Below are 12,458 nucleotides of genomic sequence, written 5' to 3'. Positions count from 1 at the left end.
GTGATTCAATCCAGTTACACTAAGTACATACCAAATACGACGAGGTGAATGTAGTGAAACCAGTCATTCAATTGGATCACGTTACCAAACAATATAAAGATAAAGTAGCTGTTAACGATCTTTCCTTAAGCATAGAAGAAGGCAGCGTTGTTGCACTGCTAGGTCCGAATGGAGCGGGAAAAACGACCACGGTCTCGATGACGCTGGGTCTTCAACAGGCGACTTCCGGCACGATAAGACTACTAGGAGGCAGTCCTCAGGACCGCAGGGTGAAAGACCGTTTAGGCGCGATGCTGCAGGATGTTCATGCGATCGATGGCCTCAAAGTTGGTGAAACGATCGAGCTGTTCCGCCATTATTACTCGAAGCCGCTGCCTCTCAACCATCTGCTGAAGGTGTCTGGCTTGGAGGAGGAAAAGGACAAAATGGCCACGGCATTGTCTGGCGGTCAGAAGCGCAGATTGAACTTCGCCTTGGCGCTGGCAGGGGACCCGTCCATTCTGTTTTTGGATGAACCGACAGTAGGCATGGATGTAACATCTCGCCAATTGTTCTGGGAGACGGTTCGTGCGATGGCGGCGCAAGGCCGTACAGTTATTTTAACGACACATTATTTGGAAGAGGCGGACGCCATTGCCGATCGGGTCGTCGTAATTGACAAAGGCAAGCTCCGTGCGGATGGCACGCCTGCGGAGATTAAAGCTTCAACGAACGGCAGGACGCTTTCTTTTACGGCTGGGCCTCGTGTAACCCAGGAAATGATCTGGAGCCTGCCGGGCGTAACGGATGCGGTCTGGAACGGCCGGAGAGTCAAGCTGTGGAGCGGCGACACGGATCGGCTCATTTATGCCATTATTCAAAACGGATTGGATGTCAAAGATATCGAAATTCAGAGCGGCGGCTTGGAAGAAGCGTTCCAAACATTGGTTCAGCATCCAAGCAGCCATGCCTAAAGAATAGGAGATGATATAGATGAATGCAGCGTTAGCCCAATGCAAGGCGGAGATTTTGCGTACGTTAAGAAATCGGAAGTTTGTCGTTATGGCGTTGTTGATGCCGGTCATTTTCTACTTTATTTTTACAAGCACAATTGATGGGAACACGGAGATAGGAGGAATTCAATGGAAAGCATATTATTTGATGTCCATGACTGTTTTCGGAATCATTGGGGGAAGTCTGAATACCATCAGTATTCGTTTTGCCCAGGAACGGAAGCAAGGATGGGTGCAGCTGCTCAAAATAACTCCATTGCCGTCAGGTACGTACGTGTTCTCTAAAATAGCGGCACAATCGATTTTGAATCTTGGCGTGATCGTTCTGATGTTTATCATTGGAAGTGTGTTTAAAGGTGTCCAGCTGTCCTTTGTGCAATGGATGTTGTGCGGACTGTGGATTTGGATCGGAGTACTTCCTTTTCTAGCCCTAGGCACCCTTATCGGTACGATACGCAGTGTAGAAATTGTACAGGTAGTATCTCAGGTGTTATTTATGGGGATGTCGGCTCTAGGGGGCTTGTGGATGCCTATCCAAACGATGCCTTCTGTCATGCAGCATATCGCGCAGTGGCTGCCTTCCTACCGATATGGTCAAGGGGCGTGGAACATCATTGCCGGAAGCGCCGTAGATTGGACTGGGATCGTAGTGCTTGCTGCTTATGTGGTTGTCTTTATGATACTATCTTCTTATATGATTAAAAGACAGGAAGCGGTATAGACGATGTTCAAAAAAGAAGGTCAGCCATTTAATCGGGGCATGGGTGTTTTTCAAATGATTTGGCTCGTGTATCTTGCCTCACCAATCTACAATATTTTACAATTGCCGGTTCGCGAAATGTGGATCGGCCTTGCTTTATTATTTGTGTTTGTTGTAGCGACTCTATGCTGCTATTTCACGGAAAGCAAGAGGCTGCTATTTATTTTATTGATGATGGCGATCATCGTCTTTTTTTGCTTGAGATATGATCTGGGCTTCTGGTTTATGGGTTTTTATGCGGCTCCGGTTATCGGGCTTTTGCGGTCAAGGGTTCAATTCTTCGCAGGCCTGGGGATTATGGCTGCCCTATTTATTTTTTTGTTAGGATTTCATTTGGAACGGTTCTCCGGCAGCGAGCTGGTCATTATTCTCCCCTCTTCGGCGTTAATGTTCGGTCTACCCTTTATTCTTCGGGCAGGAGTGAAGTCAAGAGAACTGCGGGCCAGGCTGAATTCGGCGAATGAGGAAATAGCGAGGCTTGTCAAAAATGAAGAGAGACAGCGTATTTCCAGAGACCTTCATGATACGCTTGGACATACACTTTCATTAATTACGTTAAAAAGCGAGCTGGCGGAAAAACTAATTGTCAAAAATCCGGAGCGGGCCATAAAGGAAGTTAAAGATATTCAAATGACGGCTCGTGCTGCACTGAAACAAGTTAGGGAGTTAGTATCGGGAATCAATGCGGTATCCGTGAAAGACGAGATTCGCCATACGGAGCAGCTGTTAGCCGCTGCGATGATTGAACTGGAGGCTGTAGGCGATTTTGGAGGCGTGCAAGCTTCTCCCATCATACAAAATATTCTCGGGATGTGTTTGCGGGAAGCGATAAACAATGTGGTCAAGCACAGTAAGGCCACACGATGCAAGGTAGAGCTGATGGAGGATGCAAGCCAAATATCAATTGCGGTAAGCGACAATGGGGTAGGGGCACAATGTCCGTCACCCGGTACGGTGTCTTCCGGACGTGGTTTGCTTGGAATGAAAGAGCGGCTGGATTTAATCGACGGCAAGCTGGAGTTTCATTCCTCAGGCGAGAGCGGTACTAGAGTGACAATGACCGTAAACAAAATTGTGAAGAATCAACAAGCGGAAGGGGAAGCGTGATGAAGGTTATTATTGCAGAAGATCAGGTGATGCTGCGCGGCGCATTGAGCGCATTGCTGGATTTGGAGGATGATGTTGATGTCATCGGTCAAGCCGGGGACGGAGAGGAAGCGCTGAAGTTCATTATGCAGTTGGAGCCGGATCTGTGCATTATGGATATTGAAATGCCCAAAATGACCGGTTTAGACGTTGCGGAGCGTTTAAAAGAACTTGGACATCCATGCCGCGTTGTCATTTTGACAACCTTCTCCCGTTCTGGCTATTTCCAAAGGGCTATGAAAGCGGGAGTTCACGGATTTCTCTTGAAGGATTCGCCGATAGACGAGCTTAGTGAGGCGCTCCGCAAAGTTTATAAAGGCGGCAGAGCGATTAGCCCGGAGCTATCGTTAACGTTCTGGGAGGCGGAGAATCCGCTGACAGAGCGGGAGCAGGAAGTGCTGAAGCGGGTCGCCCAAGGCTTATCGGCCAATGATATTGCCAAGGAGCTGTACTTATCTAGTGGCACGGTGCGAAACTATGTCTCGGAAATATTGCAAAAGCTAGAGGCCAAAAATCGAATCGATGCAATAAGTATAGCGGAGAAAAACGGCTGGCTGAAATAAATCCAGTTATTAGTAAAGATAGCGGGACAATATTAGGGAAATATAAGGAAACATTTTATGAAAACCAGAGATAGAGTGAGCAGGAGGTAGTTATCTGGAGATCGCATATTAAGTAAGCGTTATCATCCTATCCGTTGGTGTAATTTCATCTCACATGTCTCTCAAGTGTTCTTTACAGTTTAGAGTAACTGGCGTAATATACAATTCATGATTTGAAAAAAACAAAGTTTCCAATTCTGATCGCTTAATTTCCTTAATAGGAAAGCGGGGGAACCAATTCAGTGATATTCGTTCGGTGTGAGAGCCGGCCGCATATCGCTTGGGGTGAATCCTAAAGGTGCAAAGCTAGCTTGCACCGACAGGTAGGGCGACTCTCACCGCCCGAATCCGACAGCTAACCTCGTCAGCGTGGAACAGACTTCAACTTCTTTATGTAGAGAAGTTACAGGGTCTATGGAGAGAGGATGATGAAGCTTGTGATCGCTACTAACGACCACAGGGCTTAAGCCTCTGTGGTCTTCTTGCGTCTTCTTATGAAAAAAATAGTATTTTTCCATGAAAACATTTCAATATGACCTTGCAATGTATCGCTGAATCCTTAATGCAATAAGGAACGGGGGAACCAACGAGCCTATCGGCTCATGGGGTGAATCCTAAAGCTATGCTTTGGGTAGGGCGACTCTCACGCCCGAATCCGACAGCTAACCTCGTAAGCGTATCGAGAGAGGCAACGATGATCGTGTGCTCGGCACAGCTATTTTGCTGTGCGGTAAGAAGCCGCGAGAAGAGTTCTCCTCTTTTCGCAGGCTTCTTTTTTTATGCCTACAACACGGATTATCGGTGCCTCCTCTTGGGAGAATTAGGAGGGAACGAGAAGATGAACGCCGCTCAAGAATTTGTTCTTGTATCGGCGCCCAATAAAACCGGTGAAGGTTTTGTCCGGCTGCTGCTGTCCAAAGGCATTCCGTTCGCAGCCATTACGAACAGCCGGGCTGAGCAGGAGCGTCTAGTGAGCTTGGGCGTAAAGCATATTATTTGGATCGACACGACAGAATGTGAATCATGGATATTGCCCGAGCTTCCGATTGGCAAAGTATTTTTATTCGAAAGCTCGCTGAACCTGTGCTGCCGCTTCATTCAAATATGCAGGACATGGACGTCCAAAGATATTTGCGTCGTGACGCATAACACGAATCCGCGGCTTGTCTACAAAGGCTTGGGAGCGAACCATGTCATTCATACTTCGAGTCATGAGGTATCTTTCTTAATCAATTGATGCGGACGGAGGCATTCCGATGCAGGATTTATACATGGTAGTACTATTGGCAGTGACGTACCTGTTGTTTTACGGCTTTTTGTCCTGGTGTAACAGGGTTGTTGAGGATACGGGAGGCGAACGATCATGATGGTTATCGCAGTCTTTACGGTGCTTCTCTTTATCTACTTGGTTTATGCTTTGATTCACCCGGAAAAATTTTGAGCTTTGCGCTAGCAAAGCTCAGCAGATGCTTACGAAGTTAGCTTTTCTACGAAAAGCTCTTAGGAGGAAAGAACAATGGGAATTTTGCAAATCGCCGTCGTGATTGTCATTTTAGTCCTGCTGGTCAAACCGTTGGGGACTTATTTATATCATGTCTTTTCCAACGAAGGCAATCGTACGGATAAATGGTTTGCTCCTGTGGAAAAGGCGATCTACGCGGTGACAGGTCTGAAAAACCGTCAAGGCATGACCTGGAAAACATATGCTTTAAGCTTTATTTTAACGAATATCGTCTTTGTGGCGATCAGCTATATCATTCTTCGGGTACAAAAATATTTGCCGTTCAATCCGAACGGAATCGACAATATGGAAGAAACGCTGTCGTTCAATACGGTCATCAGCTTTATGACCAATACGAATCTGCAGCATTACAGCGGGGAGTCAGGGTTATCTTATTTCTCGCAAATGGCCGTCATTATGATGATGATGTTCACCTCCGCTGCGACTGGGATATGCGTAGCCATTGCTTTTATACGCGGAATTACGAGCAAGGGAGAGACGATCGGTAACTTTTTCGAAGACTTCGTTAAAGCGCACATTAGGGTGTTTTTCCCGCTCGCAATTGTTGTCACAATGGCTCTTGTAGCTCTTCATGTGCCGCAAACGCTGCAGCCGACCTTAACGGTCAACACACTGGAGGGAAGCGAGCAGCAGATTGCCATCGGGCCGGTAGCGTCCTTGGAATCTATTAAGCATTTAGGGACGAATGGAGGAGGATTTTTCGGCGTCAACTCTGCGCATCCGTTTGAAAATCCGAACGCCATTACGAATGTGATCGAAATTTTATCGATGTGGTCGTTGGCGGCTGCGCTGCCTTATACGTATGGACGGTTTGCGCGCAACCGGAAGCAAGGCTGGGTTATTTTCTCGGCGATGATGATTTTATTCCTGCTGTTCCTGTCGCTGGTTTATACATCGGAATCGGCAGGCAACCCGCTTATGAATAAGCTGGGCATTGACGCTTCACAGGGCAGTATGGAAGGTAAAGAGGTCCGCTTCGGCATTGCGCAATCGACTCTGTTTACAACGGTTACGACGGCGGCAACGACCGGTTCAGTCGATAATATGCACGATACTCTGACTCCGCTCGGCGGGATCACACCGCTTGCTCTAATGATGCTGAACTGCGTATTCGGCGGTAAAGGCGTTGGATTGGTCAATATGCTGATGTATGCGATCCTTGCGGTTTTCCTGGCCGGTTTAATGGTTGGACGCACACCGGAATTTCTCGGCAGAAAGATAGAACCGCGCGAAATGAAGCTGATAGCCATTGCGATTCTAGCGCATCCGTTCATTATTCTTATGCCTACGGCTCTGGCATTAGCCACAGAGGTAGGGAAGGTTGCCATCTCGAATCCGGGTTATCACGGAATATCGCAAGTGCTGTACGAATATACGTCTTCGGCTGCCAATAACGGCTCAGGGTTCGAAGGCTTGGGCGATAATACGCCATTCTGGAATATTTCCACCGGTATCGTCATGCTGTTCGGTCGTTATATTTCGATGATTGCCATGCTGGGAGTCGCCGGTTCTCTTGTACGCAAGCAATGGGTGCCTGAGACGATCGGCACGTTCCGCACGGATAACCGTCTGTTCGTAGGGATTTTGGTATGCACGGTATTCATTATCGGGGCGCTGACGTTCCTGCCGGCCATCGTGCTTGGGCCTATCGCGGAACATGTAACGATTCGTTAAATAGGAGAGGCGAAACTGTATGAGTGAAAATAATGCAAAAAACCATCGAAAATCGATGTTGAATTCAACTATCGTCATGAATGCCGTTAAGGAAAGCTTCGTGAAGCTGAATCCGGTCGTGATGATGAAAAATCCAGTTATGTTCGTCGTAGAGGTAGGCACCTTGGTTGTTCTGCTTATGACAGTGCTACCTGGCTACTTTGGAACGGAGAACAGCTTAGGCTTTAATTTTACCGTATTCGTAATTTTATTATTTACTGTGTTGTTCGCTAATTTCGCGGAAGCATTGGCCGAAGGGAGAGGGAAGGCTCAAGCCGACTCTCTCAAAAAAGACTAAACAAGAGATTACGGCAAACAAAATAATTAATAATGGCTCCGGAATCAAGGTGGTTCCGTCCACAGAGCTGCGGAAGGGTGACCTGGTGGTTGTGTCCCAAGGGGAAATGATTCCGGGGGACGGCGAAGTGATTGAAGGGCTTGCTTCCGTTGATGAATCGGCTATTACAGGGGAGTCCGCTCCCGTAATTAAAGAAGCCGGCGGAGATTTCAGCTCGGTAACAGGCGGCACACGAGTCGTCAGCGACAAAATCAAGGTGCGGATTACGAGCGATCCTGGTGAATCCTTCATTGATCGGATGATCTCGCTTGTCGAAGGAGCCAAACGGCAGAAAACGCCGAACGAGCTGGCTCTGAACACCCTGCTGACCAGCTTAACGCTTATTTTCTTTATCGTTGTTGTTACCTTAGCTCCTATCGCAGGCTATTTGGAAATTAACCTGGAGATTCCGGTTTTAATTGCTCTGCTTGTTTGTCTTATCCCAACAACTATCGGCGGCTTGTTATCGGCCATTGGGATTGCGGGTATGGATCGGGTTACTCAATTCAACGTATTGGCCATGTCCGGTAAAGCGGTTGAAGCAGCCGGAGACATCAATACGATGATTTTGGATAAAACAGGGACGATCACCTACGGTAACCGGATGGCAAGCGACATTATCCCTATCGGGTCCGAAAGTGTCGGTACAGTAGCCGGCTGGGCAGCGGTTAGCTCGTTGAAGGATGAAACGCCGGAAGGCCGTTCGGTACTCGAATGGTTGAAAAAGCAAGGACTAACTTATGACGAAGCCTTGGGCGTAGGCGGAGAATTCATCGAATTTAAAGCGGAAACCCGAATGAGCGGCATCGATCTGGCGGATGGACGCAAGGTACGTAAAGGTGCTGTTGATGCCGTGAAGCAGTGGGTTCTCGCTCAAGGCGGTACGATCCCGGCGGATTTGGAGACGAGAGGCAATGCTATTGCCTCGGAAGGCGGCACACCTCTGGCGGTAGCGGTTGATAAACAGCTGTATGGATTGATCTATTTGAAGGATACCGTTAAGCCTGGCATGAAGGAACGGTTTGACCAACTGCGCAAAATGGGAATCAAAACGATCATGTGTACCGGGGATAACCCGTTAACGGCTGCAACTATCGCCCGTGAAGCGGGAGTGGATGATTTTATCGCGGAGAGCAAGCCGGAAGATAAAATTGCGGTTATCCGCAAAGAGCAAGCGGAAGGCAAGCTTGTTGCTATGACAGGAGACGGTACGAACGATGCTCCAGCGCTCGCGCAGGCTGATGTAGGCTTGGCGATGAACAGCGGAACGATTGCTGCCAAGGAAGCAGCGAACATGGTTGATCTGGACTCCGACCCGTCGAAAATTATCGAAGTGGTTGCCATTGGTAAGCAGCTGCTGATGACTCGCGGAGCCTTGACCACCTTCAGTATTGCGAATGACGTGGCCAAATATTTTGCCATTATTCCGGCTATGTTCACCGTTGCGATTCCACAAATGGAGTCCTTGAACATTATGCACCTCGGGTCGCCGATGTCTGCGATACTTTCAGCATTAATATTTAATGCTATTATTATTCCGCTGCTCATTCCGCTTGCGATGAAGGGCGTGGAATACAAGCCAATGAGTGCAACAAAGCTGCTGAGCAGGAATATCGTCGTGTACGGACTCGGAGGAGTTATCGTGCCGTTTATCGGGATCAAGCTGATCGATCTTATCGTCAATGTGTGGATATAGAGAAAGATGGAGGGGGTCCGGGCTTCCCGGACCAGCCCTCAACCAAGAGAGGAATGAAAAAGTATGAATAAATCGGCCTCGCAAAGTGGTACCGGAACCATTTCCTTTTTTACGGTGCTCCGGATCGGCGTCGTATTCATCGTATTGTGTGGCATTGTGTATCCGTTGGTCTGCACCGGCTTGGCTCAAGTATTAATGCCTGGCAACGCGAATGGCAGCTTAGTGAAAAATGCATCGGGAGAAGTAGTTGGCTCCGAGCTGATCGGGCAAAAATTTGCAGATCCTAAATGGTTCCAAGGTCGTGTATCCAGTATTGACTATAAAGCGGAGGCATCAGGGACGAATAATTATGCACCGTCCAATCCGGAGCTCATCAAGCGCACTCAAGCTTCTATCGACGATTGGAAGGCGAATAACCCTGACGTACCGATCAGTAAGCTTCCTATTGATCTGATCACGAACTCGGCTTCAGGGCTTGACCCGCACATCAGTCCGGAATCAGCTAAAGCGCAGGTTCCTCGGATCAGTAAGCTGACCGGCATTCCGCTGGACCAGCTTAATAAGCTGGTGGACACTCATACACAAGGGCGCGATTGGGGATTGTTCGGTGAGCCTAGAGTCAATGTGCTTAAGCTGAACATGGATTTGGAGACTTTGGCCAAGAAGTAGCCTAAATGACGCTGGATAAGGAGCGGAGCTCACAATGGAAACCTTTAGAGGAAAGACGCCCGAGGAAATCTTATTATCCATATCCAAGCTTCACCGTGGGCGGCTAAAGGTGTACATCGGCGCGTTCAGCGGCTCCGGAAAAACGTATCATATGCTGCGCGAAGGACATGCGCATAAGCAGCAGGGGCTCGATGTCGTCATCTGCGCCGTATCCACGATGCAAAGACCGGAAACGATGGAGCAGATCGGCGATCTCGAGCGCGTCCCAAGTATTCATTGGTATAAGGATGGCGTCGAAAAAAAGGATTTAAACATCGAAAAACTGATTGAGCGCAATCCTGAGGTTGTGTTGGTTGACGGTCTGGCTCATCGTAATCAAAAGGATGCTCTATTTCCAAACCGGCTGGAAGACATTAAATATTTGCTGAGTCATGGCATCAGCGTCATCACGACTATTAACGCCTATGAGCTTGAAGGGGTCACAGAGCTGGTCAAACGTTGGACCGGTATAGATGTGAGGGAAACCGTCCCTTCCGATACTCTGGAGCTGGCCGATGAGGTCGTGCTAATCGATGTAACGCCCGAAACGATGCTAAACCGTGCTGCCGATAGCAACATGCGGTTTCAAGGGGATGCAGATGTATTCAAACGCGGCAATCTCGCAGTACTGCGGGAGTTGTCGCTTCGACTTGTAGCAGAAGGGGTCAATGACTCCCTGGAAAAGTACAGGGAAGAAATGGGGCTATTGGGTCCATCGGGTGCTGGAGAACGCATTCTGGTATCGGCGCAGTATCATTGGAACGGCTCGATTCATGTGCGACGGGGTCAGCAGATTGCCAAACGGTTGAACGGGGATTTGAATGTCGTCACCTTCTTCAATGAGAAAAAGCAGCTAAGTAAAGAGGCGGCCGCCTTCAAACGGTCTATCATGAAGCTGGTGGAAAAGGTAGGGGGCAGCTTCGAGGAGCTGCCGCTGTGCTCGCGCAGGGCTCTTCCTCGCGTGCTGGTGCAGTACGCGATAGAGCATAACGTAACTAGAATCGTAATGGGCCATTCCAAGCAGACTCGAAGGCAGGAATTATGGCAGGGCTCCATCGTTCACGATATGTTGAAAAAAACGAGAAATATCGATATTTTCATCGTCGCAGACAGAGCGGAGTATGAGGGAGAACGAATTCTTCCTGCTAAGAGGAAGAAGCCCGCGGAAGATCCTTACCGTAGGCTCAGCTCGCAGGAGGTGGAGCGTCGAATCGAGCAGATCCGGCGCGGCCGGTTCAAGGTCTATATTGGAGCTGCTCCTGGCGTCGGCAAGACGTATACGATGCTTCGCGAAGGTAATGATTTGCTCCGTAAAGAGGCGAATGTGCGCATTGGCCTGCTAGAAACCCATGGTCGGAAGGAAACATTGGCGCAAGTAGACCAGTTGGAGACCATTCCTCGCAAAGTAATAGATTATCGCGGAACTCGGCTAGAGGAAATGGATACGGAGGAGATTATTCGTCTGGCTCCGGAAATCGTGCTTGTTGATGAGCTGGCTCATACCAATGTCCCCGGCAGCAAAAATAAAAAACGGTACGAGGATGTCATTGAAATATTGGATGCAGGCATCTCGGTTATTTCCACCGTTAACGTGCAGCACCTGGAAAGCCTCAATGATGCCGTTATGCAGATTACAGGGGTTCGCGTCCGCGAAACCGTTCCCGATCACATCCTCTGGTTGGCGGATGAAGTCCAGCTTATCGACGTAGCACCGAGCTCACTCCAGCAGCGGATGAAGGAAGGCAACATCTACGCAATGGATAAAGTGAATCAAGCATTGGGCAACTTTTTCAAGACGGGGAATTTAATTGCGCTTCGGGAGCTGGCGCTGCGTGAAATTGCCGACGATGTGGATGAAAGGCTGGAATCGTTGGAGCGCAAGAGCTCTTTGCGAGGGCCATGGCGCAGGCAGGAGGTCATTTATGTAGGTGTTAATATTTCGCCTCATGCCGAGAGATTGATTCGCAGAGGCTTTCGTATAGCCCATAGGCTGAAGGCCGTGTGGATCGTAACGTATGTTCATTCAGATGATATGAGGCTAAATGCGGAGCTGGCGGAAAGGCTCAAGGCCATCCAACAGCTGACCGAGCGACTCGGAGGGGAATTTGAATTACAAACAGCCAGAAGCCGAAATCAGATTACGGATGTATTGGTGGCCAAAGCTAACGAATACAAGTCAACGCAGATGATTATAGGGCAATCGAGACAAACGTTGTGGCAAGAATGGTGGCATGGATCTTTGGTGAAAAGGCTGCTTCGCTCCTCTCGCCATATGGATGTGCTTGTCGTTGCCGACTTTGACCCGAATTTTCAAGTTTAAGCCAGCAAACAATGGTTAAATAGCATTCCAGTATGGGGAGAGATAGCAATGGGAATTTTTATATTTGTATTTATTTGTTTATTCGTATCCGGTTATTTATTCATTAATATGTTCGACAACAGCCGTAGATCGAATAAAGAAGCTGTGCGGAAAAGAATTATCGTCTCATTTTGCCAGGCGATTGTCATTTCAGGCCTTCTCCAGTTTATTATTCATCAATAGCAGATATCGGCAGCGGAGGGGCTGCAGTTAAGCTGGGCAGGCCCTTCCACATATTCATTCCATGCTTTACAGCTAGATATCATTGATCCAAAAAGTTTTTTAAAGGCCCTATAACGAGATTCATTCCGTCCACCATACCTTGCAGATAGACAACCTTCTCAATATCATGAGGGTTTTTATCCGCTACTTCCGATAGTTTTCTGCGGAAATTGTATTGGGTGGATTCGAGGTTTTTGACCAGCCCTGTGAAATCCTTCACTGCTTTTTGGCAGTCTGTGAAATCATGCTCCGTGAATAGGTCATTATTTTTACTGATCAATTCTTTAATAAAATGGTCTGTATGCTGTGACATGTTTGTTCAACTCCTTAGAGTTTTGCGAAGCAAAACTTGCTTCGGAAGGATATGCTTAGAGTTTTGCGAAGCCTAACTTATCGTTTGT

Annotated in this window: 11 protein-coding genes, 1 pseudogene and 2 riboswitches; of the genes and pseudogenes, 11 read left to right on the top strand and 1 reads right to left on the bottom strand. The window is 48.2% G+C overall.

The genetic code is table 11. The features are described 5' to 3' along the window. Window positions 1–53 precede the first annotated feature (53 nt). From QMA13_RS32600 to QMA13_RS32555, 11 genes and pseudogenes are all read left to right on the top strand, one after another. Window positions 54–953: an ABC transporter ATP-binding protein gene (locus tag QMA13_RS32600; RefSeq protein WP_282937788.1), complete on the top strand. Its 900-nt coding sequence runs from the start codon at window positions 54–56 to the stop codon at window positions 951–953. A gap of 19 nt (window positions 954–972) precedes the next feature. Then, the gene (locus tag QMA13_RS32595) at window positions 973–1,713 is read left to right on the top strand and encodes an ABC transporter permease (protein ID WP_282937787.1); all 741 of its coding nucleotides are present in this window, start codon (window positions 973–975) and stop codon (window positions 1,711–1,713) included. A 3-nt stretch (window positions 1,714–1,716) separates the two neighbouring features. Further along, window positions 1,717–2,859 carry a sensor histidine kinase gene (locus QMA13_RS32590; protein WP_282937786.1) on the top strand — a complete coding sequence of 381 codons (1,143 nt, stop codon included), beginning with the start codon at window positions 1,717–1,719 and terminating at the stop codon, window positions 2,857–2,859. Then, window positions 2,856–3,461, top strand: coding sequence for a response regulator transcription factor (locus QMA13_RS32585; RefSeq protein ID WP_282937785.1), 606 nt, complete (start codon window positions 2,856–2,858; stop codon window positions 3,459–3,461). Before QMA13_RS32590 ends, QMA13_RS32585 begins: the two co-directional genes overlap by 4 nt. 231 nt (window positions 3,462–3,692) lie before the next feature. Then, a riboswitch (cyclic di-AMP (ydaO/yuaA leader) is annotated at window positions 3,693–3,885 on the top strand. 154 nt (window positions 3,886–4,039) lie between these two features. Beyond that, window positions 4,040–4,193: riboswitch (cyclic di-AMP (ydaO/yuaA leader) on the top strand. Window positions 4,194–4,338: 145 nt separating this feature from the next. Next, window positions 4,339–4,737, top strand: a complete 399-nt coding sequence (locus QMA13_RS32580; RefSeq protein WP_282937784.1) for a hypothetical protein — start codon at window positions 4,339–4,341, stop codon at window positions 4,735–4,737. A gap of 126 nt (window positions 4,738–4,863) precedes the next feature. Continuing rightward, window positions 4,864–4,941 carry a K(+)-transporting ATPase subunit F gene (gene kdpF / locus QMA13_RS36775; RefSeq protein WP_481858262.1) on the top strand — a complete coding sequence of 26 codons (78 nt, stop codon included), beginning with the start codon at window positions 4,864–4,866 and terminating at the stop codon, window positions 4,939–4,941. 75 nt (window positions 4,942–5,016) lie between these two features. Further along, window positions 5,017–6,696, top strand: coding sequence for a potassium-transporting ATPase subunit KdpA (kdpA, locus tag QMA13_RS32575; protein ID WP_282937783.1), 1,680 nt, complete (start codon window positions 5,017–5,019; stop codon window positions 6,694–6,696). 19 nt (window positions 6,697–6,715) lie between these two features. Further along, a pseudogene (gene kdpB, locus QMA13_RS32570) lies at window positions 6,716–8,768 on the top strand (potassium-transporting ATPase subunit KdpB). 63 nt (window positions 8,769–8,831) lie between these two features. Further along, window positions 8,832–9,437, top strand: coding sequence for a potassium-transporting ATPase subunit KdpC (gene kdpC / locus QMA13_RS32565; RefSeq protein ID WP_282937782.1), 606 nt, complete (start codon window positions 8,832–8,834; stop codon window positions 9,435–9,437). A 34-nt stretch (window positions 9,438–9,471) separates the two neighbouring features. Next, entirely contained in the window at window positions 9,472–11,796 is a 2,325-nt protein-coding gene (locus QMA13_RS32560) for a universal stress protein (RefSeq protein WP_282937781.1), read from the top strand. A 48-nt stretch (window positions 11,797–11,844) separates the two neighbouring features. Continuing rightward, window positions 11,845–12,018: a hypothetical protein gene (locus tag QMA13_RS32555; RefSeq protein ID WP_282937780.1), complete on the top strand. Its 174-nt coding sequence runs from the start codon at window positions 11,845–11,847 to the stop codon at window positions 12,016–12,018. A gap of 79 nt (window positions 12,019–12,097) precedes the next feature. On the opposite strand, the gene QMA13_RS32550 is transcribed toward QMA13_RS32555, so the two are convergent. Next, the gene (locus tag QMA13_RS32550; RefSeq protein ID WP_282937779.1) at window positions 12,098–12,370 is read right to left on the bottom strand and encodes a hypothetical protein; all 273 of its coding nucleotides are present in this window, start codon (window positions 12,368–12,370) and stop codon (window positions 12,098–12,100) included. Between the last annotated feature and the right edge of the window lie 88 nt (window positions 12,371–12,458).

Origin of the sequence: Paenibacillus sp. RC67 (assembly GCF_030020805.1) — a bacterium.
Lineage (GTDB): Bacteria > Bacillota > Bacilli > Paenibacillales > NBRC-103111 > Paenibacillus_S.
The sequence above is the reverse complement of the archived record's forward strand: the minus strand, read 5'-3'. Positions and strand labels throughout refer to the sequence as shown.

Coding starts and splice junctions, on each gene's coding strand:
- kdpC (WP_282937782.1), top strand. CDS start 8,832: ATGAATAAATCGGCCTCGCAAAGTGGTACCGGAACCATTTCCTTTTTT.
- QMA13_RS32580 (WP_282937784.1), top strand. CDS start 4,339: ATGAACGCCGCTCAAGAATTTGTTCTTGTATCGGCGCCCAATAAAACC.
- kdpA (WP_282937783.1), top strand. CDS start 5,017: ATGGGAATTTTGCAAATCGCCGTCGTGATTGTCATTTTAGTCCTGCTG.
- QMA13_RS32550 (WP_282937779.1), bottom strand. CDS start 12,370: ATGTCACAGCATACAGACCATTTTATTAAAGAATTGATCAGTAAAAAT.
- QMA13_RS32590 (WP_282937786.1), top strand. CDS start 1,717: ATGTTCAAAAAAGAAGGTCAGCCATTTAATCGGGGCATGGGTGTTTTT.
- QMA13_RS32595 (WP_282937787.1), top strand. CDS start 973: ATGAATGCAGCGTTAGCCCAATGCAAGGCGGAGATTTTGCGTACGTTA.
- kdpF (WP_481858262.1), top strand. CDS start 4,864: ATGATGGTTATCGCAGTCTTTACGGTGCTTCTCTTTATCTACTTGGTT.
- QMA13_RS32560 (WP_282937781.1), top strand. CDS start 9,472: ATGGAAACCTTTAGAGGAAAGACGCCCGAGGAAATCTTATTATCCATA.
- QMA13_RS32555 (WP_282937780.1), top strand. CDS start 11,845: ATGGGAATTTTTATATTTGTATTTATTTGTTTATTCGTATCCGGTTAT.